Genomic DNA, 25,557 nt, shown 5'->3' on the forward strand with positions numbered 1-25,557 from the left:
ATCATTTAAAGGATAACCCGTAAATGCAGCAGCTCTCTTCACCGTTACAACAGTACTGGCCGACCGTTGTTGATCGGCTGCCAGCAGCAATACCTGAAGCGTCACTCAGCCTGCAGGCGAAGTCAGTGCTCACATTCAGTGATTTTGTTCGCGACAGCGTTATCGCCCATCCCGAGTGGTTGGCAGAGCTGGAAAGCGCGCCGCCGCTGGCGGATGAATGGCAGCACTATGGCGTCTGGTTGCAGCAAGCATTAGCTGACGTTGGTGATGAAGCGGCGCTGATGCGTGAGCTGCGCATGTTTCGCCGTCGCATCATGGTGCGAATTGCCTGGGCGCAGACGCTGTCGCTGGTGACGGAAGAGAGCATTTTGCAGCAGTTAAGCCATCTGGCTGAAACGCTGATTATCGCTGCACGAGACTGGCTGTATGACGCCTGCTGTCGTGAGTGGGGAACGCCGTGCAACCCTGACGGTGTCCCGCAGCCGCTGCTGATTTTAGGGATGGGAAAACTGGGCGGCGGCGAGCTTAACTTTTCCTCCGACATCGACCTGATTTTTGCCTGGCCAGAACACGGTTCGACGCAGGGCGGACGGCGTGAGCTGGATAACGCGCAGTTCTTTACGCGTATGGGCCAACGGCTGATTAAAGTGTTGGATCAGCCGACTATGGATGGATTTGTCTATCGGGTGGATATGCGTTTACGCCCGTTTGGTGACAGCGGTCCGCTGGTGCTGAGCTTCTCGGCGCTGGAGGATTATTACCAGGAGCAAGGGCGTGACTGGGAACGCTACGCGATGGTTAAGGCGCGTATTATGGGGGATGCTGACGGTACTTACGTCGCTGAACTGCGCGCCATGCTGCGGCCTTTTGTTTTTCGTCGTTATATCGATTTCAGCGTGATCCAGTCGCTGCGTAACATGAAAGGGATGATTGCCCGTGAAGTCCGCCGCTGTGGTCTGAAAGACAATATCAAGCTGGGGGCGGGCGGTATTCGTGAAATCGAATTTATCGTTCAGGTCTTCCAACTGATTCGCGGCGGGCGTGAGCCATCGCTACAATCCCGCGCGCTGTTACCTACGCTCAGCGCCATCAACGCGCTGCATCTACTGTCTGATACCGATGCGGAGCATTTACGAAGTGCCTATCTCTTTTTACGTCGTCTGGAAAACCTGCTGCAGAGTATCAACGATGAACAGACCCAGACGCTGCCGGGCGATGAGCTAAATCGCGCACGTCTGGCATGGGCCATGGGGGCGGATGACTGGTCGCAGTTGACGGCTGTCCTGAACGTTCACATGGGCAACGTGCGTCGGGTGTTCAATGAGTTAATCGGTGATGATGAAACCGAAACCCAGGAAGAGTCGTTGTCGGAACAGTGGCGCGAACTGTGGCAGGATGCTTTGCAGGAAGATGACACCACGCCAGTGCTGGCGCATCTTGCGGAAGACGATCAGCGCCGCGTGCTGACTCTGATCGCCGATTTCCGTAAAGAGCTGGATAAGCGCACCATCGGCCCACGTGGACGCCAGGTGCTGGATCATTTGATGCCACACTTGCTGAGCGATGTTTGCTCCCGCGCTGATGCCTCGGTGCCGCTGTCGCGTATTACTCCGCTGCTGGTGGGCATTGTCACCCGTACGACCTATCTGGAGCTGTTGAGTGAATTCCCCGGCGCGCTGAAGCACCTGATTTCGCTGTGCGCCGCCTCGCCGATGGTCGCCAGCCAGTTGGCGCGCTATCCGCTGCTGCTGGACGAGTTGCTGGATCCGAACACCCTGTATCAGCCCACCGCAACCGATGCCTACCGTGATGAGCTACGTCAGTATCTGCTGCGTGTGCCGGAGGATGACGAAGAACAGCAACTGGAAGCGTTGCGTCAGTTCAAGCAAACTCAACTGCTGCGTATTGCGGCGGCCGATATCGCCGGGACGCTGCCAGTGATGAAGGTGAGCGACCACTTAACATGGCTGGCCGAAGCGATTATCGATGCCGTGGTTCAGCAGGCGTGGACGCAAATGGTCGCCCGCTACGGGCAACCAACGCACCTTGGCGATCGCGAGGGCCGCGGTTTCGCCGTTGTCGGTTACGGCAAGCTGGGCGGTTGGGAGCTGGGCTACAGCTCCGATCTTGATTTGATCTTCCTGCACGATTGTCCGATGGACGTGATGACTGACGGCGAGCGTGAAATTGACGGGCGGCAGTTCTATCTGCGTCTGTCACAGCGCATCATGCACCTTTTCAGTACCCGCACGTCTTCCGGCATTTTATATGAGGTGGATGCGCGGCTGCGCCCATCCGGTGCCGCAGGCATGCTGGTGACATCAACCGAGGCTTTCGCCGATTACCAGCGCAACGAAGCCTGGACATGGGAGCATCAGGCGCTGGTGCGTGCTCGGGTGGTGTATGGCGACCCGCAGCTGACCTCTCAGTTTGACGCGGTGCGTCGCGATATCATGACGCTCGCTCGTGACGGAAAAACGTTGCAGACCGACGTGCGTGAAATGCGCGAGAAAATGCGTGCTCATTTGGGTAATAAGCATCGCGATCGCTTTGATATCAAAGCAGATGAAGGCGGGATCACCGACATTGAGTTTATTACTCAATATCTGGTGCTGCGCTATGCCCATGAAAAACCGAAACTGACGCGCTGGTCAGATAACGTGCGCATTCTGGAATTACTGGCACAAAACGACATTATGGAAGAGCAAGAAGCCCTGGCGCTGACCCGCGCCTATACCACGCTGCGTGATGAACTTCATCATCTTGCTTTGCAGGAACTTCCGGGCCATGTGGCGCCGGAGTGCTTCAGCGCTGAGCGCGCGCTGGTGCGTGACAGCTGGCAGAAGTGGCTGGTTGCCGAGTGAAGTGTGCTATGATCGCGCGCAAATTTTAAGACCCTCAGAGAATCTCTCAGGAGACAGGAATGAAAGTAACGCTGCCAGAGTTTGAACGTGCAGGAGTCATGGTTGTCGGTGATGTGATGCTGGATCGCTACTGGTACGGGCCTACTAGCCGTATTTCACCAGAAGCCCCAGTTCCGGTAGTCAAAGTGGATACCATTGAAGAACGTCCCGGCGGCGCGGCAAACGTGGCGATGAACATTGCCTCTCTGGGCGCAAATTCCCGTCTGGTGGGGTTGACCGGTATTGATGATGCGGCACGTGCGCTGAGTAAAACGCTGGCGGACGTGAATGTGAAATGTGACTTCGTTTCGGTGCCGACGCACCCGACGATCACCAAACTGCGCGTACTCTCCCGCAACCAGCAACTGATCCGTCTGGACTTCGAGGAAGGTTTCGAAGGCGTAGATCCACAGCCGCTGCACGATCGTATTAACCAGGCGCTGGGTTCTATCGGTGCTCTGGTACTGTCTGACTACGCCAAAGGCGCGCTGGCCAGCGTGCAGCAGATGATTGCGCTGGCACGAAAGGCTGGCGTACCGGTGCTTATCGATCCGAAAGGTACCGATTTTGAACGCTACCGCGGTGCGACGCTGCTGACACCAAATCTGTCAGAGTTTGAAGCGGTTGCCGGTAAGTGCAAAAGCGAAGAAGAACTGGTTGAACGCGGCATGAAGGTGATTGCGGATTTCGATCTTTCCGCGCTGTTGATCACCCGTTCCGAGCAGGGCATGACGCTGCTGCAGCCGGGCAAAGTACCGCTGCACATGCCGACCCAGGCGCAGGAAGTGTATGACGTGACCGGTGCTGGCGATACGGTTATTGGCGTGCTGGCGGCAACGCTGGCGGCGGGTAACTCACTGGAAGAAGCGTGTTATTTTGCTAACGCTGCGGCGGGCGTGGTAGTGGGTAAGCTGGGGACGTCCACCGTTTCGCCTATCGAACTGGAAAACGCCGTGCGCGGTCGTGCGGATACCGGTTTTGGTGTGATGACAGAAGCCGAGCTGAAACAAGCCGTGGCCAGTGCGCGCAAGCGCGGTGAGAAGGTGGTCATGACCAATGGTGTTTTCGACATCCTGCACGCGGGCCACGTCTCTTATCTGGCGAATGCGCGCAAGCTGGGCGATCGTCTGATCGTGGCGGTAAACAGCGACGCATCCACCAAACGTCTGAAAGGTGAAACGCGCCCGGTCAACCCTCTCGAGCAGCGTATGATCGTACTGGGTGCGCTGGAATCCGTCGACTGGGTGGTCTCTTTTGAAGAAGATACCCCACAGCGACTGATCGCAGGTGTTCTGCCGGATCTGCTGGTAAAAGGTGGTGACTACAAGCCGGAACAAATTGCGGGTAGCGAAGAGGTATGGGCGAACGGCGGTGAAGTGCTGGTGCTGAACTTCGAAGACGGCTGCTCAACGACCAATATCATCAAAAAGATCCAGAAAGACAGCGATAAGTCATAGTCTGGTCGATTGCCGGATAGCGGTATAAACACCTTATCCGGCATTTCTGTCTCTTATGCTTCAGTTTTCTCCACAGGCTGTGGACTGTTTTTCAGCGGCTCAGCCAGGGCGTGAAGCGAAGCGCCGGACAAACCAATCTCATTTAACAGCGAATCAATCAGCGGAGCCTGAAGTTCTGCAGGTTCCTTACATCCGAAAAAAGACATCTCCCCCTCTCAGATTTCGTAGGAAAGTGTGAAGCATAGCTCTCAATTTGCGCACATTATGTACAGAACAACTTTCTGTATAGGGAAATACTGAAATCAGAAAAAGCATATGGCCTTAACAGATATTCAATAACTGGAGGGTATGCTCATGAACAGCAATATGTATTCACTGAACAATTTCGATTTCCTGGCCCGGAGTTTTGCCAGGATGCAGGCTGAGGGGCACCCTGTTGATATCCAGGCCGTAACCGGCAACATGGATGAGGAGCACCGCAGTTGGTTTTGCAAACGCTACGCGCTGTATTGCCAGCAGGCAACTGAGGCGAAAAAATTAGAGCTGGAACACTAACAGATAAACGGGCCTTGCGGCCCGTTGTCGTTTTTACGCTTGCGGATCGACGGGCGGGATAGCAGGTGCAGGCTTCACTTCAGTCGGTTTCTCGCGCGCTTCCAGCTCGGTCAGGCGTTGCTCAAGCAGAGCGAGCTTTTCGCGGGTGCGCAGCAAAACCTGGGTTTGTACATCAAACTCTTCGCGGCTTACCAGATCCAGGCGCGTCAGCTGTGACTGCAGCGTTTGGCGAATCTTTTTCTCGACGTCTTCCCCAAACTCGCGGATCCCTTTCGGCATCGACTCGTGGACCTGACGAGCAATCTGCTCAATTTTTTTCGGGTCAATCATGGTGGTTTCCCTGAACTGGTACGTGTTGCTGCCTATTGTAGTGCGAACTGGCAGCGGCATAAACCAGAATTGTGTGAAGTGAAGTCAAGCAAAGGCGTTGATGAAGGTAATCAATAGCGTTATAGTTAACTCGCTTATTCTCAGGGCGGGGCGAAATTCCCCACCGGCGGTAAATCAACTGATGTTGAAAGCCCGCGAGCGCTTTTCGTTAACGCGAAAAGGTCAGCAGATCCGGTGTAATTCCGGGGCCGACGGTTAGAGTCCGGATGGGAGAGAGTAACGATCCAGTCGGGCATGGACCCGCTCACGTTATTTTTTTGCCGCTTAGACGGTACTCCTAAGACTGCCCTGATTCTGGTAACCATAATTTTAGTGAGGTTTTTTTACCATGAATCAGACGCTACTTTCCTCTTTTGGTACGCCTTTCGAACGTGTTGAACTTGCGCTGTCTGCGCTGCGTGAAGGACGCGGTGTGATGGTGCTTGACGACGAAGATCGTGAAAACGAAGGCGATATGGTTTTCCCGGCAGAAACCATGACCGTTGAACAGATGGCACTTACCATCCGTCACGGTAGCGGTATTGTTTGCCTGTGCATCACTGAAGATCGACGCAAGCAGCTCGATCTGCCAATGATGGTGGAAAATAACACCAGCGCTTACGGCACGGGCTTTACCGTGACCATTGAGGCCGCTGAAGGCGTAACTACCGGTGTTTCTGCTGCTGACCGTGTTACCACGGTTCGTGCGGCAGTTAAAGACGGTGCTAAACCTTCCGATCTGAACCGTCCGGGACACGTCTTCCCGCTGCGTGCTCAGGCTGGCGGCGTGTTGACCCGCGGTGGTCATACTGAAGCTACCATCGATCTGATGACGCTGGCAGGTTTTAAACCGGCTGGTGTACTGTGTGAGCTGACCAATGATGATGGCACCATGGCGCGTGCGCCAGCGTGCATCGAATTTGCAGGCAAGCATAATATGGCTGTGGTCACGATCGAAGATTTAGTCGCTTACCGTCAGGCGCACGAACGTAAAGCCAGCTGATAGCACACGCTTTACCACGCCAGTTACGGTGGCAATAAAAAACCGAAGTCAGTTTTCTGGCTTCGGTTTTTTGTTATTACGGCCCGCCTATTTAGCTTTGCCCGGACGAACGGTATCCTTTAACGAGGATATACTGCTTTATATTTTATCGACATATAATATATTCCGCATGCGCTATTTTTGTATTTTTTACCATATAAGAATATGGCTAAATCTTTGTGATAAGTAAATGTGTTTATTGTTTTAGGTGTGTTTGTTATCAACCCCTAGTGTGTTGATTTAATTAAATAAAGTAAGTTTGGAATGTACTTATTATAATTAATGTTATTTATAGATGCTTGCAGGTTCTGTATTGTTTTATTTTGAATGCACGTTTTTCAATTGGCTCTATCCGCTGGTTTATATGATCGAAATCATCTATTTGTTTCTGTAATGTGCCACTATAGTGGTAGGTTGGAATAAGGATATGTGAAATTTTAACGTTAAATGTTTAATGATGTTAAATTTTAAGGGTAAAAGAATGTTTATTGCCTGGTATTGGATGGTATTAATTGCACTCGTTGCTATTGGTTATTATTGTCATATGAAGCGTTATTGCCGCGCGTTTCGACAAGACCGAGATGCGTTGCTTGAGGCGCGTAACAAACTCTTCCGCCGTACGAACGAAGAGGCTGGTACGGTCAGGGAGCATGAATAATCCCTGTCGCTTTGCTGTTGTAGAGGCGGATGGCCTGCAGGGCAGGACAGCATCCGCCGTCTGTATTATCCGATGCCCATTGATTGCAGGATGACAAGGCTGAGTCCCATCACCGACATTCCGCAGAGTACACCATAGCTGGGGTTATTATTCGGGTCGATTTCTTTTGCCAGCGGCATCAGTTCATCGACGGACAGTGCGACCATAATTCCGGCAACAGCCGCCATAATTGCCGCCATGACCACCGGTGAAATTAAACTCCCCAGAATTAACCACGCCAGTACGCCGCCGAGTATTTCCGCCATACCGGAGATCCCAGCCCAAAATATCGCGGTACGTTTCGAACCGGTTGCTGCGTACACGGGTCCGGCAACGGCCAAACCTTCAGGAATATTATGCAATGCCACGGCGAGGGCGATACCAAAACCCAGCTCGAGGTTGCTGCTGGCAGTAACAAACGTCGCGACCCCTTCCGGGAAATTGTGCAGACTAATGCCAAGCGTGAGCAAAATGGCGGTGCGTTTAATAGAACCGGGTAAAGGTTGTGTTGTTTTTTGCACGAGATCCTGAGGATGGGCGTGCGGCAGCAAACGATCCAGACCAAAATAGCCCAGTAAGCCTACGATAAACATCCCGTAGCCAAGTACGGGTGACATTCCTTTTGCAGCCAGTGCGGCGGGTAGCATCTCCATCAGGGAGATAAGCAGCATAATGCCCGCGGCAAAACCCAGAGAAAAGGCGAGCACGCGGTTTGAGGGCTTTTGTCCCAGCACGCCAAGAAAGGCGCCAATAAAGGTGGCGGCACCCGCCAGTAAAGTCAGAAGTAAAGGTACTGACATCGACAAATCCAACTCCTTATCCATCAGCTGTCCGGGCCAGACCGTCAAAATAACTGATGATCTTCATCATGGTTATCTGAGTTCTTCATCAACCGAAAAAGCGTATTGTGATGATATCAAAATGACTCCCTCAGTAAGGATATCATCATGTCTTCAACTCGTATGCCAGCATTGTTTTTGGGGCACGGCAGCCCGATGAATGTTCTGGAAGATAACGTTTATACCCGTGCCTGGCAGCAACTGGGGGAAACGTTGCCGCGCCCGAAAGCCATAGTCGTGGTTTCGGCGCACTGGTTTACCCGTGGCACTGGCGTAACTGCCATGGAAGCACCGAAAACGATTCATGATTTTGGTGGTTTTCCGCAGGCTCTGTATGACACACATTATCCGGCGCCGGGATCGCCAGAACTGGCGCAGCATCTGGTGGATTTGCTGTCTCCCGTCCCTGTCGCCTTAGACAAAGAAGCCTGGGGTTTTGACCACGGGTCGTGGGGCGTGTTGATCAAGATGTACCCGAATGCCGACATCCCGATGGTGCAATTAAGCATTGATAGCACGAAGCCGGCCGCCTGGCATTTTGAAATGGGTCGTAAGCTGGCGGCGCTGCGCGACGAAGGTATTATGCTGGTGGCCAGTGGTAACGTGGTACATAACCTGCGCACGGCACGCTGGCACGGTGAAAATACGCCATACCCGTGGGCGTCCTCATTCAACGATTATGTGAAGGCCAACCTGACATGGCAGGGACCGGTTGAACAACATCCGCTGGTCAACTATCTGGATCATGAAGGCGGATCGTTGTCGAATCCAACGGCGGATCACTATCTGCCGCTGCTTTACGTATTAGGCGCGTGGGATGGAAAAGAACCCGTGACAATTCCTGTGGACGGTATTGAGATGGGTAGTCTGAGTATGCTTTCGGTGCAGGTTGGATGATTAATGCCCGATGGCGCTGCGCTTATCGGGCCTACAGTTCGTGTCGTAGGCCGGGTAAGGCAGAGCCGCCACCCGGCACTTTCATTCATTCGACAAAAATATGCGGATAGAAGCGGGAAAGATCTTGAGTGATCAGCGCTCTGTCTTCGCGAATGCCAATCCCGGCTGGCTGATCGTTAATCAGCCAACTGCCGATCAGCACGTAGCTATCGCCAAACTTCGGTAGCTGATGGAACTGCTGTACGATCATACCTTCTTCACCGTACGGGCCTTCCACCGATTCGATCGTTTTACCGTTCTCAACGATCGAGACGTTAGCGCCTTCACGCGAGAAGATCGGTTTCACGACGAATTTTTCCATCTGTGGATAGTCGTCTTCGGCGAAATACGCAGGCAGCAGGTTCGGATGGTTCGGGAACATGTCCCACAGCAGTGGTAACAGCGCTTTGTTGGAGATGATGCTCTTCCAGGCCGGTTCCAGCCAGCGAACGCCGGCATCTTCCAGCTTGGTAGAGAACATCTCGCGCAGCATAAATTCCCACGGATAGAGCTTAAACAGGTTGGCAATCACCTGATCTTCTAAGTCCGTGAACTGACCTTTCTCACCGAGGCCGATATCTTCGACATAGAGGAATTCGGTGGCGATTTCCGCTTCGGCCGCGCAATCCTGCAAATACTGGATGGTCCCGCGATCTTCGACGGTGTCACGACAGCAGGTCAGGTGCAGTAGCTGAAAACCATACTGTTCGCGCAGCGCGGTGAAGCGTTCAATCAGCTTTTCCTGCAGGCTGTTGAACTGATCGCTGCCTTCCGGCAGGTTCCCGGCATTGAGCTGATCTTCTAACCAGATCCACTGGAAGAATGCAGCTTCGTACAGCGAGGTTGGCGTATCGGCGTTGTTTTCCAGCAGCTTAGGTTCACCGATGCCATCCCATGCCAGATCGAGGCGGGAATAGAGCGACGGCTGCTGAGTCAGCCATGACTGGCGGACAAACCCCCAGGTGTGTTTGGGAATACGAAACTTGGTCATCAGCTCGTCGCTGGCGATGACCTTTTCAACCACCTTGAGGCACATTTGGTGCAGTTCAGCGGTGACGTCTTCCAGCTTTTCGACCTGTGCAAGCGTGAGCTTGTAGTAGGCGTCTTCACACCAGTACGGTTCGCCGTACATGGTGTGAAAGTTAAAACCGTATTCGGTGGCTTTTTCGCGCCAGTCCGGGCGCTCAACAATACTGACTCTTTCCATGTGGATCAGCCGCCCATTGAACGCGTGGTGGTACCGCTGGCGCTACGTTGCATGGTGCTTTGTTTGGCGACAGATTCACCAAAGCCGCCGCGCGTGACGGTTGATGTGGTTGCCGGTTTCGGCGCCATGGCGGTTTTCGGTACGGTCATGGTACGGCCCGGCGTTGCTGCGCCGTAGTTTTTTCCGCCAGCATCGGTATATTTGCCGTAGGCCGGGCTGGCCGGATTTTTCGAGCTGAACAGCGGCTGCTGAGCGCCCATACCGCCGCCCATCATGCGGCCCATCATGTAGCCTGCCATCAGCGGCATCCAGAAGCTGCCGCTGCTTTGATTCTGTGCCTGAGCCTGGCCTTCACCCGTTGGTGCCATACCGGCCTGTGCAGGTGCCTGCTGGCACTGACCTTCGCCGAATTCAGCGATACAGTCTTCGCGGGTGGCGTACTTCGGCGCCGTGCGCTCAGCTTCTTTCAGCGCGTTGTTGAATGCGGTTGTACATTCAGCGCTTTTACCCGGATTCGCCGTCGAGCAGTCGTCCGCATTTTGGTAAAGTGATACTGTTTCGTCGCTCTGCTCACAGCCCGCCAGCATAATAACGGCGGTAACAGCCAGGGCAACAGGAGTCAGGTGGCGTGCGCTCCAGCTTTTGCGGAACGACGCGTGATGTATAGATTTTGTCCGTTTCATTTATGTCTTCCAGGACCCAGTGGTAAATACTGCTCAGAATAGAGGATGACTGGTCGAAATTGAAGCGGGAAGAGGCGAGAATGCGGAAGAAGGGGCGGATCTTTACGTTGTCTTACGTTCAGACGGGGCCGAAGCCCCGTCATCACCATCAGTTACGGAACGGATTGTTGCCGGTGCTGCTGGTTGAACGTGCTGCCGTCGGCTGAGCGACTGCCGCGTTGTTGCTCGCGGTATAGCCGTCTGCTGCAGCGTCTTGCTGTGTGTTTTCCGGCGCGACGGTGTCAGGCGCGGTCGGAATCGGTTTGCCCAGCGTATTGTTCAGCGCCACCAGATCCTGTTCGTTCAGCGTACCGAGCGCAGATTTGATGTTTAACTGGTTAATCAGATAGGTATAACGTGCGTTAGCCAACTGCTGTTTGGCGTTGTACAGCGTGGTGGTGGCATCCAACACATCCACGATGGTACGTGTACCAACGGAATAACCGGCTTCCATCGCGTCCAAAGAGCTTTGTGCAGAGACAACCGCTTGTTTGTACGCGTTAATGCTACTGATGGACGCATTAATGTTATTGAAGGATGAACGTACGGTCTGTACCACGCTGCGGTGCGCACTTTCCAGCTGTTCGCTCGCGCCCACAAAGTTGTACTGTGCTTGTTTCACCTGCGAGTTAACCATGCCACCCTGGTACAGCGGCAGCGAGAAATTCAGGCCAATTTTGTTCTGACCCATATTGCTGTCGTCATACTGAGTACCGGTTGCCGCGCGGGTTTTAGAGCCGCTGTAAGAGGTATCAGAAACACCGGTAGAGGCGGTTAAATCCAGCGTCGGCAGGTGACCGTCCTGCGCCAGACGAATTTGTTCACGCGCCAGGTCCTGGCTTAAACGCGCCTGCAGCAAGGTCAGGTTGCGATTTTCGGCTTCTTTCAGCAGTGCATTCACCGCCTGCGGCTTGTTGGTTTTAAAGCCGTCAACGTTCAACGAGGCCAGTTCCGGGTAGTAGTTGCCGGTAACCTGGCGCAGCTCTTCCACCGCGTTGTCCAGATCGTTACGTGCGGTAACTTCATTTGCCAGCACGGTATCGTATTGTGAACGGGCGTTCTGTACGTCAGTAATGGCGACCAGGCCGACGTTAAAACGCTGGGTAGTCTGATCCAACTGACGGTAAACTGCGTCTTTCTGTGCCTGGGTGTATGACAGCACATCAATCGCGTTCAATACTTTAAAATAGGCCGTGGCAGTATTCAGGATCAGCGTTTGCTGATCGGTCTGATAGGTCACATCCTGGATGCCCGCTGATTTTTCTTGCAGCGTCAGGGCACGCCATTTCGACATATCGAACAGAGACTGAGTCAGGGTTAACGAAGCAGAGGTGGCGTTGGAATTCACGCCGTTTGCATCACGGTAGCCATTGCTGTAGGTGTAATCGGCACCTAAGCCCAGCTGAGGCAGTAACGGACTACGCGCTTCGTTAATTTTTTCGAATGCAGCATCGCGATCGGCGGCGGATTTACGCAATTCCGGGTTGCTCAGGCGTGCTTGCTGATAAACCTGCATCAGGTTCTCTGCCTGGCTCAAAGTACTGAACCCCGACAGGCTCAGGCCGATAAGGATGGGGAGCAATTTCTTCATTTGCATTCCTTGTTGTGAAGCAGTATTTAGCGCTGATCAAATGGTAAAAATAATTGTTGATTCTAGCAGAATCCACCACTTCAAAAAGTTGGCGTTACGTGCCATACGGCGTTAATTTGCATCAATTTAACACAAGGGCGCCCAAACAGCAGTCAAACGACCTTGAAATTCACATTTTAATCACTATTGGTATCAGGACAGCACAATGCGTAAACCAGACAGCTTGCCAATGACTTTCACGAAAAATGATGTAGAAATTATTGCACGAGAAACGCTATACCGCGGTTTTTTTTCACTGGATCTTTATCGGTTCCGCCATCGCCTGTTTAACGGTGGAATGAGTGAGGAAGTCACGCGCGAAATTTTTGAGCGCGGACACGCGGCGGTCTTGCTACCCTTTGACCCTGAGCGGGACGAAGTTGTGCTGGTTGAGCAGATTCGTATTGCGGCATTTGATACCAGCGAAAGCCCGTGGCTGCTGGAAATGGTCGCCGGGATGATCGAAGAAGGTGAAACCGTTGAGGACGTTGCCCGCCGTGAAGCGATGGAAGAAGCCGGACTGGACGTAAAACGAACCAAACCTGTGCTGAGCTATCTGGCAAGCCCCGGCGGCACGAGCGAGCGCCTGTCCATTTTGGTCGGCGAAGTGGACGCCACGACCGCAAGCGGGATCCACGGTCTGGCGGATGAAAACGAAGATATTCGCGTTCATGTTGTAAGCCGGGAACAGGCTTATCAGTGGGTGGAAGAGGGAAAAATCGACAACGCGGCTTCTGTCATCGCCTTGCAATGGTTGCAGCTGCACTATCAAGAGTTAAAAACTGAGTGGAAAAAATGAAGCGTTATACACCTGATTTCCCTGAAATGATGCGCCTGTGCGAAACCAACTTTTCGCAACTGCGCCGTCTGTTGCCGCGAAATGATGTGGTCGGCGAAACAGTGAGCTATCAGGTGGCAAACGCACAATATCGGTTAACGATTGTTGAATCGACCCGATACACTACGCTGGTTGCGATCGAACAGACGGCGCCTGCTGTCACTTACTGGAGCCTGCCATCGCTTACCGTCCGCCTGTATCATGATGCGAGGGTGGCTGAAGTGTGTTCAAGTCAGCAGATCTTTCGCTTCAAAGCGCGGTATGATTACCCAAATAAAAAGTTGCATCAACGCGACGAAAAGCATCAAATTAATCAGTTCCTGGCCGACTGGTTACGGTACTGTTTAGCACATGGAGCGATGGCGATTCCGGTTTATTAGCGTCGTGAAACCTAAGGACACCATTTGGAAAGCCTGTTAACCCTTCCTTTGGCTGGTGAGGCCAGAGTCAGGATCTTGCAAATTACAGACACTCACCTGTTTGCCGAAAAGCATGAAACGCTGCTGGGAGTGAACACCTGGGACAGCTATCAGTGCGTATTGGACGCTATACATGCTGAGTCGACCGACTTCGATCTGATCGTGGCGACAGGCGATTTAGCGCAGGATCAATCCGCTGCGGCGTATCAGCATTTTGCTGAGGGTATCGCAAGCTTTCGTGCGCCTTGCGTCTGGTTACCTGGCAATCATGATTTTCAGCCAGCCATGTACAGCGCCCTGCAGGACGCCGGAATTTCACCTGCGAAACGCGTCTTCATTGGTGAACAGTGGCAAATTTTGCTGCTCGATAGCCAGGTTTTTGGCGTTCCCCACGGAGAATTAAGTGAGTTCCAGCTTGAATGGCTGGAGCGAAAACTTGCCGATGCGCCTGAACGGAATACCTTGCTGCTTTTGCATCACCACCCACTGCCTTCGGGCTGTAGCTGGCTCGATCAGCACAGCCTGCGCAATGCTGCTGAGCTGGACAACGTGCTGGTGAACTATCCGCGCGTGAAGTATCTGCTGTGTGGACATATTCATCAGGAGTTGGATCTCGACTGGAACGGTCGCCGCCTGCTGGCTACGCCGTCGACATGCGTGCAGTTCAAGCCGCATTGTGCCAACTTTACGTTAGATACCATTAGTCCCGGCTGGCGTACGCTGGAACTTTTTGCTGATGGTTCGCTGCACACTCAGGTGTGCCGTCTGCCGGGAATTCGGTTCCACCCTGATACCGCTTCAGAAGGCTACTGATGTCTACGCTTCTCTATCTACACGGATTTAATAGCTCTCCTCGCTCGGCGAAGGCGTGTCTGCTGAAAAGCTGGCTGGCAGAGCACCACCCGCACGTTGAGATGATCGTACCGCAGCTGCCACCGTATCCTGCCCAAGCGGCAGAGATGCTGGAATCAATAGTCCTTGAGCATGGCGGAGAGTCGCTGGGGATTGTTGGTTCCTCTTTAGGGGGTTATTACGCCACCTGGCTGTCGCAATGTTTTATGTTGCCTGCGGTGGTGGTGAACCCTGCGGTGCGGCCTTACGAACTGCTGGTCGACTACCTTGGCCAAAACGAGAACCCCTACACGGGCCAGCAATATGTGCTAGAGTCTCGCCATATTTACGATCTTAAAGTCATGCAGATTGACCCGCTGGAGGCGCCGGATTTGCTCTGGCTGCTACAACAAACGGGCGATGAAGTGTTGGACTACCGCCAGGCGGTGGCGTATTACGCCTCCTGCCGTCAAACTGTTATTGAGGGCGGAAACCACGCATTCACAGGCTTCGAAGATTATTTCAACCAGATTGTCGATTTCCTTGGACTGCACAGTTTTTGACGATCAATTCGAATTGCTAATTTAAACCATGACGCAAACTTATAACGCTGATGCCATTGAGGTACTCACTGGGCTTGAGCCGGTTCGCCGCCGCCCGGGGATGTACACAGATACGACTCGTCCTAACCATATGGGGCAGGAAGTTATTGATAACAGTGTGGATGAAGCGCTGGCCGGGCACGCGAAACGTGTCGAGGTTATCCTTCATGCCGATCAATCACTGGAAGTCATTGATGACGGACGTGGCATGCCCGTCGATATCCACCCGGAAGAGGGCGTCCCGGCCATTGAATTGATCCTTTGCCGTTTGCACGCAGGGGGTAAGTTTTCTAACAAAAACTACCAGTTCTCCGGTGGCCTGCACGGCGTGGGGATTTCGGTGGTTAACGCCTTGTCAAAACGTGTTGAAGTGGCCGTTCGTCGTGATGGTCAGATTCACAGTATCGCCTTTGAACATGGTGAAAAGGTCGAAGACCTGCACGTTTCCGGCACCTGTGGAAAGCGCAATACCGGGACCAGCGTGCACTTCTGGCCGGATGAAAGCTTCTTTGACAGCCCACGTTTCTCCGCTTCTCGCCTGAGCCATCTGCTGAAAGCCAAAGCGGTACTCTGCCCGGGCGTGGAGATCATCTTCAAGGATAAGGTCAACGATACCGAACAGACCTGGCGCTACGCCGATGGCCTGACCGACTACCTGAGCGAAGCGGTGAACGGCCTGCCGTTGCTGCCGGAAAAACCCTTTGTCGGGACGTTCTCCGGTGATACGGAAGCGGTGGACTGGGCGCTGCTGTGGCTGCCGGAAGGCGGTGAACTGCTGACCGAAAGCTACGTTAACCTGATCCCAACCATGCAGGGCGGGACGCACGTCAATGGCCTGCGTCAGGGTCTGTTGGATGCGATGCGTGAATTCTGTGAATACCGCAATATCCTGCCGCGCGGCGTGAAGCTGTCGGCGGAGGATATCTGGGATCGCTGCGCCTACGTGCTGTCCGTGAAGATGCAGGATCCACAGTTTGCCGGTCAGACCAAAGAGCGTCTCTCTTCGCGCCAGTGCGCGGCGTTCGTTTCTGGGGTGGTAAAAGATGCCTTTAGCCTGTGGCTGAACCAGAACGTGCAGTCAGCAGAGCTGCTGGCGGAAATGGCGATTTCCAGCGCTCAGCGTCGTCTGCGTGCAGCGAAAAAAGTGGTGCGTAAAAAACTCACCAGCGGTCCGGCACTGCCGGGTAAGCTGGCGGACTGCACCGCACAGGATCTTAACCGCACCGAGCTGTTCCTGGTGGAAGGTGACTCGGCGGGCGGATCGGCCAAGCAGGCGCGCGATCGTGAGTATCAGGCGATCATGCCGCTGAAGGGTAAGATCCTGAACACCTGGGAAGTCTCTTCTGATGAAGTGCTGGCCTCCCAGGAAGTTCACGATATCTCGGTAGCGATCGGTATCGATCCGGACAGCGACGATCTCAGCCAGTTGCGCTACGGCAAGGTGTGTATCCTCGCGGATGCGGACTCCGATGGTCTGCACATTGCTACGCTGCTGTGCGCATTGTTTGTGAAGCACTTCCGCACGTTGGTCAAACACGGACACGTCTACGTAGCGCTGCCGCCGCTGTACCGTATCGACCTCGGGAAAGAAGTGTATTACGCGCTCACGGAAGAAGAGAAAGCGGGCGTACTGGAGCAGCTGAAGCGTAAGAAAGGCAAGCCGAACGTCCAGCGCTTTAAAGGTCTGGGTGAAATGAACCCGATGCAGCTGCGCGAAACCACGCTGGATCCAAATACCCGTCGCCTGGTGCAGCTCATCATTGATGATGAAGACGATCAGCGCACCAACGCCATGATGGATATGCTGCTGGCGAAGAAGCGCTCTGAAGATCGCCGTAACTGGCTGCAGGAGAAAGGCGATCTGGCAGATCTCGAAGGGTAAGCATGATGTTGTGAATGCCGGATAGCGCTTCGCTTATCCGGCCTACATTCGCATTGTGCCCGTAGGCCTGATAAGACGCGTTAGCGTCGCCATCAGGCGTTACGGCTTATGCCGCTTCCTGTACTGTAACGGCGTCTCGCCAATGCCTTTTCCGAAGGCGCTGATAAAATAAGTCACATCAGAAAACCCCACTTTTTGCGCAATCTCTCTGACGCTTGCCTCGCTGTGTAACAGCGCCTCGCAGGCTTTTCTCAACCTCAGCGTGTTGAGATACCCGAGGATGCTCTCGCCTGTTTCTACCTGAAAACGCCGAGAAACATAACTTTTTGATTTTCCTAACGCTTGTGCCAGCGTCACCAGGCTAAATTTATGCATGTAGTGCTCATCAAGCCAGAACATCACCTGGCTGGCCATCCCCGTATCACTATCATGCATATTGACGTTATCTTCGGGTAACAGGCTGAATAAATTCAATAACAGGCAGGCAACGTGCTCAGTGTTAAGCGGTTTCTGCGCGGCCAGTTTTGCATAGCGGCTGAACAGAAAATCAATGTGCGTATGGACGTCTGCGGCGTCGATGACCCACGCCTCGCTCCCGCGTACACTCAGGTGTTGTAGACGCTGTTGATGAAGTGGAAAGTCGCGTAACACCTTCAGCACTGCGTGCTGGTCGAGATGAATAATGGTCCGCCGATAACGGTCCCGCACCTGCTCGTCGACAAAAATTTTATGCAGCGTAAACGGCGGGAAAAAGAACATCCGTCCTGGACGCATGGTGTATTGCTTATGATCGACCGTCACCACGCCAAACCCTTCTTCCACGTACAACACTTCCAGACACTGATGCCAATGGTGATAACGAACCGTATTGGCAAATAAACGACTGAACGACACCACCGCGTCGTTGAGGGCAATCAGCTCCAGGTACTCTTGAGGGGAAGATAAGTTCATAGTGCAATAAATTTAAACTTTTGCCGGCGAATTCCTGTTTATAAACCCTATTTTTAAATTTCTTCAATCACTGTTTTATTTTAATGTTTGTGGTGTGATTGAAGTAACATTTCTGCTTGTCTGCCATTCACTATTCTTTAGCCACTTAATTCAGAGGGGCAGAGTATGTGGTCGGCAACTGAAGAAAAATCAAATCCATTGTCATCCCGCGAAGACGTTACGCGTGCCGTTAATACCCTTTTACGGGCACTCGACAAGCAATTCCCAGCAGGACAGGCTCAGTTTTCTCTCGGTGATACCTGCGCGCATTACAGCGTGGATATTGCCTGCATGGAAGGGCTTTCCCGAGCGCTGTGGGGGCTATTTCCGCTGATGGCCGGCGGGGCGGATGTGCCGTTTGCCGACAAATATATTCAGGCGATAAAACTCGGCACCGATCCCCACAGCTCGCACTATTGGGGGGATACCGGTCCTTACGATCAGCGTCTGGTCGAGATGGCGGCGTATGGTCTGGGCCTGGCGTTATTGCAGACGCGTTTAACCGGGATGTTCAGCGCAATGGAGCAGGACAATCTGCACCGCTGGTTGAATCAAATTACCGATGCTCAGATGCCGGACAGCAACTGGAACTATTTCGCCATTATCGTGCAGCTTGGCTTTAAACGTGCAGGATTACCGTTTGACCAACAGGCTATCGATCGGCGATTTGAGATGATGGACGCCTACTACCTCGGCGATGGCTGGTATTCCGACGGTCCCGGGCGACCTAAAGATTATTACATCTCCATGGCCTTTCATTTTTATGGCCTGCTGTATGCCACCCTCAGCCCGGAGGACACCCGTCGCGCCGCTACCTTGCGTGAACGTTCCCGGCTGTTTGCCGCGGATTTTATCTTTATGTCTGCCGCCGACGGGGCATCGGTGCCGTTTGGTCGCAGCCTGACCTACCGCTTTGCCATGGTCGCCTTCTGGAGTGCGGTGGCCTTTGCTGAACTGGATGTGTTCTCACCCGGGGTTATCAAAGGGGTGATCCTGCGCCATCTGCGCTGGTGGCAACAGCAGCCGATTTTTGATCGAGACGGCATCCTGACGTTGGGCTTTGCCTATCCAAACCTGGCGATGTGTGAAGACTACAATTCGCCGGGATCGCCGTACTGGGCACTGAAAGTCTTTTTGATCCTCGCGTTACCAGACGATCACGCGTTCTGGCAGGCTGAAGAGTTGCCGCTCCCGGTGCTTGACGAAAAACGGGTGATTACCCATGCCGGGCAGATCCTGCAACACAGCGAAGATTCTGCGCATGTCACGATGCTGGCGTCAGGGCAGCTTGAGCTGAACAACTATGTGAATACCGAGGCCAAGTACACCAAATTTGCCTACTCCAGCCGTTTTGGCTTCACCATTGAGCGCGGGCGCTACGGCATCAAACATGCGGCGTGCGATTCCATGCTGCTGCTGGCAGATGGCGATAATTACTTCCGTGGACGTCGTCAGTGCGATGACGTTCGCGTTGATGAAAATTATCTCTGGTCCCGTTGGTCGCCGTGGCATGACGTCAGTATTGAGACCTGGCTGGTGCCGTTTGGCGAGTGGCATATTCGTTTGCACCGCATTCACAGTGCGAGAACGCTGCAAACGGTGGAAGGGGGCTTTGCAGTGATGAAGACAGAGCCGCAGCTCAGCGCACGGGGATGTCTGCTGGCAGCGCGTAACGGGACCAGTGCGATTGTGGATCTGTCGCCTGTCATCATCCGCCAGCCGGACAGTGTGGTCACGCCGCCTAACAGCAGCATTATGTTTGCCGAGTGCGCGGCTATTCCGACGCTGACCACCGAGATCCTGCCGGGCGAGAGCTGGCTGTGCTGCGCCGTGAATGCCAGCGGCAAGCAAAAAAACGTGCTCACGGTCCCACTGCTGCAAATTAACCGTAACCAGGTCGTTATTCGCGAACCTGACGGTGCACGTCAGTTGTCGTTCTTTTTATAGCGAGGATGGTATGAAAAAGAGTTCAGCGAGTAACAGAACAGAATATTATAAAATTAGTAGCTTTATTTTTCTTTATTTCTTTACCTGGTCGGCCAGTATTGGTTTGCTGGCCATTTGGTTGGGGCAGAAAGCGCAGTTAAGTGGGACGGTTATCGGTACCGTATTTGCTGTGAACGGTATTTTCTCGGTGATACTGAAGCCGATTTATGGCTATATCCTCGACAGAATCGGTATGAGTAAATACCTGCTCTATTTTGTCGTGATTATGTCGGCATTAATGGCACCGTTTTTTATTTATGTATATCAGCCGCTATTAATCTCCAATACCCTGCTGGGTATTATTGTCGGCGCAATTTACTTAAGCTTTGCGTGGTACGCCGGTGTGGCCGCCTGCGAATCCTATTCTGACCGCTACAGTCGTTTAAACGGCATGGAGTTTGGGCAAATCCGCATGTGGGGATCGCTCGGTTGGGCAGTCGCGTCGTCGTTCTCGGGGCTGCTGTTTAACCTCTCTCCGGCGTATAACTTTATGTTAGGTAGTGTGGCGTCGGTGGTGATGCTGATTGTCCTGCTAAGCCTGAAAGTGAACGTAAATTCAGCCAATGCCTCAGAGGTACTGACCAAAGATAAAATCTCTCCTGTGGATGTTTACGCGCTGCTGCGTAACCGCAAGTTCTGGGCGTTTTGCCTGTATGTCGCAGGCGTGGCGTGGATGATGTTTATCGCCGAACAGCAATTCTCGCGTTATTTTGTCACTTTCTTTGCTGATGTACATAAAGGCAATGCGGTATTTGGATATCTGGGCACCGTGCAGTCAGGTATGGAATTTATTATGTATATGGTGATCCCGCTGTTCGTTAACTACATCGGCGCGAAGCGGGGATTGCTGATTGTCGGGGCACTGGTTGGCGCGCGTCTGGTTATCTCCGGACTGTGCGACTCGCATCTGTTAATTTCAGTGCTAAAACCGTTGTATGGCCTGGAAATCTGTTTATTGCTGGTTTCTGTCTTTAAATACATTGCCGAACATTTTGATAAACGCGTCAACGCAACCATGTATTTACTGGGTTATCAGGCGATGCTGTATGTTGGCAACGTGGTGGTGTCTTCACCTGCCGGATTAATGTATGACCGAATTGGTTTTGAAAAGACCTATATCATTATGGGTATTATTGCGCTGACCTTTACGCTGATTTCGACATTTACGTTATCCGCCTGCCAAAGTAAACGTCGCAATAATACCGCGCTCGATATCGCCGAAAATAACGCGACAAGATAATCTACGTAATAAGGAACAAAAATATGTTAAAGCATATCGTTGAGGAAACGTTGCGCGCTTTTCCTGGTAGCCCGCTTAATACCGCAGCCTTTCAGGAACAAATGAATGGCGCCAGGGAACATGTCCTCGAGCTGCTTAGCCGTCATTTAACGGAATTCGGTGAATACTTTCCTGCCGAAACCTGCGTCAACGGTTATTACCCGCTGACGGATAATGTGGAGTGGACCACCAGTTTCTGGACTGGGCAACTGTGGCTGGCGTGGGAAATGAGCGGTGAAGCGACATTTCGTGAAATGGCCGAAAAGCACGTGCGCTCATTTGGTTTGCGTATTGCCGGGCGTCATGACACCAACACCCACGACCTGGGCTTCCTGTACACGCTCTCCTGTGTGGCGGCCTGGCGGTTGACGGGCAATCGCGATGCGCGCGGTTTTTCGCTGATGGCGGCAGAAGCGCTGCTCGAACGTTTTCACGAGAAGGCGCAGATCATTCAGGCATGGGGCGATCTCCGCGATCCCGAGCAGGCCGGTCGGATGATCATTGACTGCAATATGAACCTGCCGCTGCTGTACTGGGCCAGTGAACAGACGGGCGATCCGCGCTTTGCCAATGCGGCAAAAGCGCACGTGGCGCAGGCGGCGAAATATCTGATCCGTGAAGATGCCTCGACGTTCCATACCTACTACATGGACGTGCAAACCGGCGCGCCGCGCTACGGTAATACCCAGCAGGGTTACGCTGATGATTCATGCTGGTCGCGTGGGCAGGCGTGGGGGATTTATGGTTTTCTGTTGAGCTATATCTATACCGGCGATCGCGAGATGGTGCAGCTGTCGAAAAAACTGGCCAACTACTTTCTCAATCGCCTGCCGGATGATGCCGTTTGTCACTGGGATCTGGCGCTGGTGGGCACCGATGCGCTGCGTGATTCTTCTTCGGCGGCCATTGCGGTATGTGGCCTGCTGGAGTTGATTAAACACCTGCCGGTGACCGATCCGGATCGTGAACGTTATCAACAATGGGCGATGGGGATCATGTCATCGCTGACGCAGCATTATCTGATGGGCAAAGATGAGAAGGGCAACGGGCTACTGAAACACTCGGTTTACCATCTTGCGAGCAATAAAGGGGTCGATGAGTGCGCAAGCTGGGGAGATTACTTTTACGTTGAGGCGTTAACCCGTTTTACGCAGTGCTGGAAGTTGTACTGGTAAGTTTATTGGCCCGGTTGCACTGTGCTTACCGGGCTTACCGATCGTGTGTAGACCGGATACGTCGCGGGCGACGTCATCCGGTACATCAACAACCTTAAATACCTGATTCCAGAATACGAATGCTCATGTCCAGCACATCACCTTTCACGGCTTCGCTGTAAGCTTTCATATGCGGGGTTTGCAAATGCGCTTCAAGGTGCGCAATGCTTTCCCACTGTTCAATCATCACGATTGAATCCGGCGCTGTGGTCTGAAAACTCACACCCGCGGCGTGATCGACCATCGGCGCGTAGCCATGACAGCCTTCTTCCTTCAGGACGGTTGGAACGATTTTAGCAAACTGATCCAGCACCGCCTGGCGGTGGTGTTGACCTGGACGTGTACGGATTTCTGCAATAACGGTAAGCATGGTTAACTCCTTCTAATTCCAGGTAACTAGTTAACCAAAAATCTCGGTCAGATGCTTGCGATATTCTGCGATATAACGCGGGACATCCGGCATTTTAATCACATCATTGGTGATAAAAGTCGGCAGCGCTTCCATACCTAAAAACTGGTTTGCTTTATGGAACGGCAGATAAACGCCATCAACGCCGACGCCGTGGAAGAACTGATCTTTGTCAGTAAAGGCTTCCATCGGTGCATTCCAGGTCAGGGACAACATGTATTTTTTGCCTTGAATCAGGCCGCCAGAACCGTATTTTTTATTGGTATCAGAACGTGTGCGACCATCGCTGGCGTACAGCGTACCGTGCCCTGCAGTGAACACATCATCGATGTATTTTTTCACTGTCCACGGTGCACCCATCCACCAGCCCGGCATTTGCCAAATAACGGCGTCAGCCCAGACAAAGTTCTGCACTTCTGTTTGTACGTCGTAATCGCTGTCTGCGCGCACGACTCTAACATCATGTCCGAGGTCGCGCAGGATACCGTCCGCGACCTCGGTCAGGGTGTCATTCAACTGACCATTGGAATGGCCGAATTTTTTAGCGCCATTGATAATCAGAATGTTGCTCATGTTGTGTCCTCAAAGAATTACGTTTGAGAGCGATTTTACGCCGATGATCGGTGCGGTGAAATTAGCAAAATGTGCAAAGTCTTTTGCTGGTAGCGCAATAATTCAACGCTACCAGCTGATTTTGGCTTCAAATCCACCTTCCGCGGCGTTGGCGAATGACACGGACATACCGTGCAACGTCGCAATACGCCGGACGATTGACAGGCCCAGCCCACTGCCGGTCGCGTTTTGTCCCGGTGGACGATAGAAACGCTCACCAATGTGCAGTAATACCTCTGGCGCAACGCCCGGACCGTTATCTTTGACGCTGAAACAGTGGTTGTTGAGCGTCACGTCCACGACGCTACCCTGCGGGCTGTAGCGGATTGCATTATCCAGCAGATTGCGGACCATCAGGCTAAGCAACAGCGGTTGGCCGGTGCGTTTAACGTCGTGAGCGTTAATCTGCAAGCGCACGTCGATGTGGGCCTGCTGTGCCGGGTGGTAGATATCCATGACGGCGGATTGCAGTAACTCTTCGAGTGAGATATCGGCGACATCCTGAAGATTGTTGAGCGAATCGAGACGCGAAAGCGTGAGCAGCTGATCGACCAGGCGTGTGGCGCGGTCAATACCTGTCTGCATCTGCATTAGCGCTTTTTGTCGTGACTGCGGGTCATCGTCAGACAGTTGCGCCACTTCGGTTTGAACCTTGAGCGCCGTCAGCGGGCTACGCAGTTCGTGCGCGGCATCTGAGGTAAAGCGCCGCTCGCGTACCATGGTGGTGTGAATACGGGTAAACAGCTGATTGAGCGACTCAACCAGTGGGCGAACCTCGCCGGGAATGCCTTTCAAGCTCAGCGGTTCTTCAGATTCCGGATCGCGCAAACGTAAAGCCTGCGCCAGCTTTTTCAGCGGCTTAAGTTCAAGACTTAACAGTACAATCAGGATCAGCAGCATCAACGGCAGGGCGACCAGCCACGGCACCAGCTGGGCCGTCACAATCGCCAGCGCCATATCTTCGCGGTATTCCCACTCCTGACCGACCACGACCCGGTACTTTTTATCTGCTGAAGTCAGCCAGATAAAGCGCCATTTATCGTTGTCACCGTTCAGATATCCGTCGTCAAACCCTTCCCGGCGATAGCTATAGGGAATGTACTGACCATTGTCGCCGTCGTGCAGAACCATTTTTCCGTCCGGGGTGTAGACCGCAAAGGTCAGCACATCGTCGTCAATATGGCCGTGTTTGAATTTCTTTGGCGTTTGGGCAAAGCGCTCAGAGGCTTTTAGTTCGTCAAGATCCAGCGTGACCAGCCGTTTGGCAAACAGCATCAGCTGTGTGTCAAACATCTCGTCGACGTTATCGGTGGTTTGCTTCCAGGCGACAAAACTGGAAATCAGCCAGGTCACCAGCACCAAAATGGTGAAGATAAGCGTTAGCCTGACGCGCAGGCTGAGGCGTTGTGTGAATTTCATGCATCACCCAGGGTGTAACCAATACCGTGCACGGTGCGGATAAAATCACTGCCGAGCTTACGGCGTAAGTGATGGACGTGCACTTCAACCGCATTGCTGGAGACGTTTTCGTCCCAGTTATACAGTTTTTCTTCAATGTGTTTACGGGGCAGGACGCGCCCTTTATTACGCATCAGCAGTTCCAACAGTGCGAACTCCTTCGGCTTGAGCGACAATGGCTCGCCTGCGAACGTGGCGACCAGTGCGCCGGGATTAAGCGTCACCTGACCGTGGCGTAGTTCGCTGGTAGCCTGACCGCTGGCGCGACGTACCAGCGCTTCCAGTCGGGCGGCCACTTCAATCAGTGCAAAGGGTTTACACAGGTAGTCATCCGCACCGAGGCGCAGACCTTCCACACGTTCTGCCAGCGCGTCGCGAGCCGTTAAAATCAGCACCGGCTCCTGTTTTCCTTTTGTGCGCCATTCGCGCAGGATATCGCGGCCGTCAATACCCGGCAGCGTCAGGTCGAGGATCACCGCGTCATAAGGCGCACTGTAAAGCGCCTCTTTACCCTGACGACCTTCGGTAAACCAGTCGATGGTGAACCCCATTTTACTCAGGCCCGTTTTCAGACCGTCGCCAATCAACGCGTCATCTTCTACCAGTAAAATACGCATATGTTCTTCCCTGCGCTCACTCAGTTGGCTGCCAGTAAACCTTGTGTCAACCGGGGATGTACA

24 protein-coding genes, 1 pseudogene and 1 riboswitch are annotated in these 25,557 nt (G+C 53.2%); of the genes and pseudogenes, 14 read left to right on the plus strand and 11 right to left on the minus strand.

Annotation, left to right across the window (positions count from 1 at the left end):
- Nucleotides 1–23 precede the first annotated feature (23 nt).
- On the plus strand, nt 24–2,864 hold the full coding sequence (gene glnE, locus FDX01_RS03730) for a bifunctional [glutamate--ammonia ligase]-adenylyl-L-tyrosine phosphorylase/[glutamate--ammonia-ligase] adenylyltransferase (protein WP_137399258.1): 2,841 nt from the start codon (nt 24–26) through the stop codon (nt 2,862–2,864).
- 59 nt (nt 2,865–2,923) lie between these two features.
- Complete coding sequence (gene hldE, locus FDX01_RS03735) at nt 2,924–4,360, plus strand: bifunctional D-glycero-beta-D-manno-heptose-7-phosphate kinase/D-glycero-beta-D-manno-heptose 1-phosphate adenylyltransferase HldE (RefSeq protein WP_137399259.1); 1,437 nt, start codon at nt 2,924–2,926, stop codon at nt 4,358–4,360.
- Between the two features lie 53 nt (nt 4,361–4,413).
- Here hldE and FDX01_RS23335 read toward each other — a convergent pair.
- A pseudogene (locus FDX01_RS23335) lies at nt 4,414–4,530 on the minus strand (hypothetical protein); the annotation flags it as partial.
- A gap of 178 nt (nt 4,531–4,708) precedes the next feature.
- On the opposite strand from FDX01_RS23335, the gene glgS reads away from it, so the two are divergent.
- Nucleotides 4,709–4,915 (plus strand): cell surface composition regulator GlgS, encoded by a 207-nt coding sequence (glgS, locus tag FDX01_RS03740; RefSeq protein WP_096755633.1) that lies wholly within the window; start codon nt 4,709–4,711, stop codon nt 4,913–4,915.
- Nucleotides 4,916–4,948: 33 nt separating this feature from the next.
- Here glgS and ubiK read toward each other — a convergent pair whose 3' ends face one another.
- Nucleotides 4,949–5,245 (minus strand): ubiquinone biosynthesis accessory factor UbiK, encoded by a 297-nt coding sequence (gene ubiK / locus FDX01_RS03745; RefSeq protein ID WP_137363333.1) that lies wholly within the window; start codon nt 5,243–5,245, stop codon nt 4,949–4,951.
- A gap of 132 nt (nt 5,246–5,377) precedes the next feature.
- Nucleotides 5,378–5,527, plus strand: a riboswitch (FMN riboswitch).
- Between the two features lie 106 nt (nt 5,528–5,633).
- Here ubiK and ribB point away from each other — a divergent pair.
- Both ribB and FDX01_RS22975 read left to right on the plus strand, forming a co-directional pair.
- A complete protein-coding gene (ribB, locus tag FDX01_RS03750; RefSeq protein ID WP_115257467.1) occupies nt 5,634–6,287 on the plus strand; it encodes a 3,4-dihydroxy-2-butanone-4-phosphate synthase in 654 nt (217 codons plus the stop codon).
- A 520-nt stretch (nt 6,288–6,807) separates the two neighbouring features.
- Complete coding sequence (locus FDX01_RS22975) at nt 6,808–6,984, plus strand: hypothetical protein (RefSeq protein WP_115257468.1); 177 nt, start codon at nt 6,808–6,810, stop codon at nt 6,982–6,984.
- Nucleotides 6,985–7,049: 65 nt separating this feature from the next.
- Here the strand turns inward: FDX01_RS22975 and zupT are convergent, their stop codons facing one another.
- Nucleotides 7,050–7,823 (minus strand): zinc transporter ZupT, encoded by a 774-nt coding sequence (zupT, locus tag FDX01_RS03755; RefSeq protein ID WP_096755639.1) that lies wholly within the window; start codon nt 7,821–7,823, stop codon nt 7,050–7,052.
- Between the two features lie 147 nt (nt 7,824–7,970).
- Between zupT and ygiD the strand changes: the two genes are divergently transcribed.
- The gene (gene ygiD, locus FDX01_RS03760) at nt 7,971–8,759 is read left to right on the plus strand and encodes a 4,5-DOPA dioxygenase extradiol (RefSeq protein ID WP_096755640.1); all 789 of its coding nucleotides are present in this window, start codon (nt 7,971–7,973) and stop codon (nt 8,757–8,759) included.
- A gap of 85 nt (nt 8,760–8,844) precedes the next feature.
- Here the strand turns inward: ygiD and FDX01_RS03765 are convergent, their stop codons facing one another.
- The 3 genes from FDX01_RS03765 to tolC all read right to left on the minus strand — a co-directional run bounded on the left by FDX01_RS03765 (nt 8,845) and on the right by tolC (nt 12,324).
- The gene (locus tag FDX01_RS03765) at nt 8,845–10,005 is read right to left on the minus strand and encodes a glutathionylspermidine synthase family protein (RefSeq protein ID WP_096755641.1); all 1,161 of its coding nucleotides are present in this window, start codon (nt 10,003–10,005) and stop codon (nt 8,845–8,847) included.
- A 5-nt stretch (nt 10,006–10,010) separates the two neighbouring features.
- Nucleotides 10,011–10,688: a DUF1190 family protein gene (locus tag FDX01_RS03770; RefSeq protein WP_115257469.1), complete on the minus strand. Its 678-nt coding sequence runs from the start codon at nt 10,686–10,688 to the stop codon at nt 10,011–10,013.
- 148 nt (nt 10,689–10,836) lie between these two features.
- Nucleotides 10,837–12,324, minus strand: coding sequence for an outer membrane channel protein TolC (gene tolC, locus FDX01_RS03775; protein WP_137363335.1), 1,488 nt, complete (start codon nt 12,322–12,324; stop codon nt 10,837–10,839).
- 199 nt (nt 12,325–12,523) lie between these two features.
- On the opposite strand from tolC, the gene nudF reads away from it, so the two are divergent.
- Genes nudF through parE form a run of 5 tightly spaced genes read left to right on the plus strand, consistent with a single transcriptional unit; the run spans nt 12,524 to nt 16,929 of the window.
- Nucleotides 12,524–13,156 (plus strand): ADP-ribose diphosphatase, encoded by a 633-nt coding sequence (nudF, locus tag FDX01_RS03780; RefSeq protein WP_096755644.1) that lies wholly within the window; start codon nt 12,524–12,526, stop codon nt 13,154–13,156.
- Entirely contained in the window at nt 13,153–13,575 is a 423-nt protein-coding gene (locus tag FDX01_RS03785; protein WP_096755645.1) for a DUF1249 family protein, read from the plus strand. Before nudF ends, FDX01_RS03785 begins: the two co-directional genes overlap by 4 nt.
- A 24-nt stretch (nt 13,576–13,599) precedes the next feature.
- On the plus strand, nt 13,600–14,427 hold the full coding sequence (gene cpdA, locus FDX01_RS03790) for a 3',5'-cyclic-AMP phosphodiesterase (RefSeq protein WP_096755646.1): 828 nt from the start codon (nt 13,600–13,602) through the stop codon (nt 14,425–14,427).
- A complete protein-coding gene (yqiA, locus tag FDX01_RS03795; protein WP_115257472.1) occupies nt 14,427–15,008 on the plus strand; it encodes an esterase YqiA in 582 nt (193 codons plus the stop codon). Before cpdA ends, yqiA begins: the two co-directional genes overlap by 1 nt.
- 28 nt (nt 15,009–15,036) lie before the next feature.
- A complete protein-coding gene (gene parE, locus FDX01_RS03800; RefSeq protein ID WP_096755648.1) occupies nt 15,037–16,929 on the plus strand; it encodes a DNA topoisomerase IV subunit B in 1,893 nt (630 codons plus the stop codon).
- 99 nt (nt 16,930–17,028) lie between these two features.
- On the opposite strand, the gene FDX01_RS03805 is transcribed toward parE, so the two are convergent.
- Nucleotides 17,029–17,880: an AraC family transcriptional regulator gene (locus FDX01_RS03805; RefSeq protein ID WP_137399260.1), complete on the minus strand. Its 852-nt coding sequence runs from the start codon at nt 17,878–17,880 to the stop codon at nt 17,029–17,031.
- Nucleotides 17,881–18,045: 165 nt separating this feature from the next.
- Between FDX01_RS03805 and FDX01_RS03810 the strand changes: the two genes are divergently transcribed.
- From FDX01_RS03810 to FDX01_RS03820, 3 genes are read left to right on the plus strand one after another with little or no spacing between them, the layout of a single operon-like run.
- A complete protein-coding gene (locus FDX01_RS03810) occupies nt 18,046–19,866 on the plus strand; it encodes a DUF2264 domain-containing protein (RefSeq protein ID WP_137399261.1) in 1,821 nt (606 codons plus the stop codon).
- A 10-nt stretch (nt 19,867–19,876) separates the two neighbouring features.
- On the plus strand, nt 19,877–21,145 hold the full coding sequence (locus FDX01_RS03815; protein WP_137399262.1) for an oligosaccharide MFS transporter: 1,269 nt from the start codon (nt 19,877–19,879) through the stop codon (nt 21,143–21,145).
- A 23-nt stretch (nt 21,146–21,168) separates the two neighbouring features.
- Nucleotides 21,169–22,359, plus strand: a complete 1,191-nt coding sequence (locus FDX01_RS03820; protein WP_137399263.1) for a glycoside hydrolase family 88 protein — start codon at nt 21,169–21,171, stop codon at nt 22,357–22,359.
- 94 nt (nt 22,360–22,453) lie between these two features.
- On the opposite strand, the gene FDX01_RS03825 is transcribed toward FDX01_RS03820, so the two are convergent.
- From FDX01_RS03825 to qseB, 4 genes are all read right to left on the minus strand, one after another.
- On the minus strand, nt 22,454–22,768 hold the full coding sequence (locus FDX01_RS03825; RefSeq protein WP_096755653.1) for a putative quinol monooxygenase: 315 nt from the start codon (nt 22,766–22,768) through the stop codon (nt 22,454–22,456).
- A 30-nt stretch (nt 22,769–22,798) separates the two neighbouring features.
- The gene (locus FDX01_RS03830) at nt 22,799–23,380 is read right to left on the minus strand and encodes an NAD(P)H-dependent oxidoreductase (protein ID WP_137399264.1); all 582 of its coding nucleotides are present in this window, start codon (nt 23,378–23,380) and stop codon (nt 22,799–22,801) included.
- 108 nt (nt 23,381–23,488) lie between these two features.
- The gene (gene qseC / locus FDX01_RS03835) at nt 23,489–24,838 is read right to left on the minus strand and encodes a quorum sensing histidine kinase QseC (protein ID WP_115257478.1); all 1,350 of its coding nucleotides are present in this window, start codon (nt 24,836–24,838) and stop codon (nt 23,489–23,491) included.
- Complete coding sequence (qseB, locus tag FDX01_RS03840) at nt 24,835–25,494, minus strand: quorum sensing response regulator transcription factor QseB (protein ID WP_096755656.1); 660 nt, start codon at nt 25,492–25,494, stop codon at nt 24,835–24,837. Before qseB ends, qseC begins: the two co-directional genes overlap by 4 nt.
- Nucleotides 25,495–25,557: the final 63 nt, after the last annotated feature.

Origin of the sequence: Citrobacter sp. wls613 (genome assembly GCF_005281195.1) — a bacterium.
GTDB classification, from domain to species: domain Bacteria; phylum Pseudomonadota; class Gammaproteobacteria; order Enterobacterales; family Enterobacteriaceae; genus Citrobacter; species Citrobacter gillenii.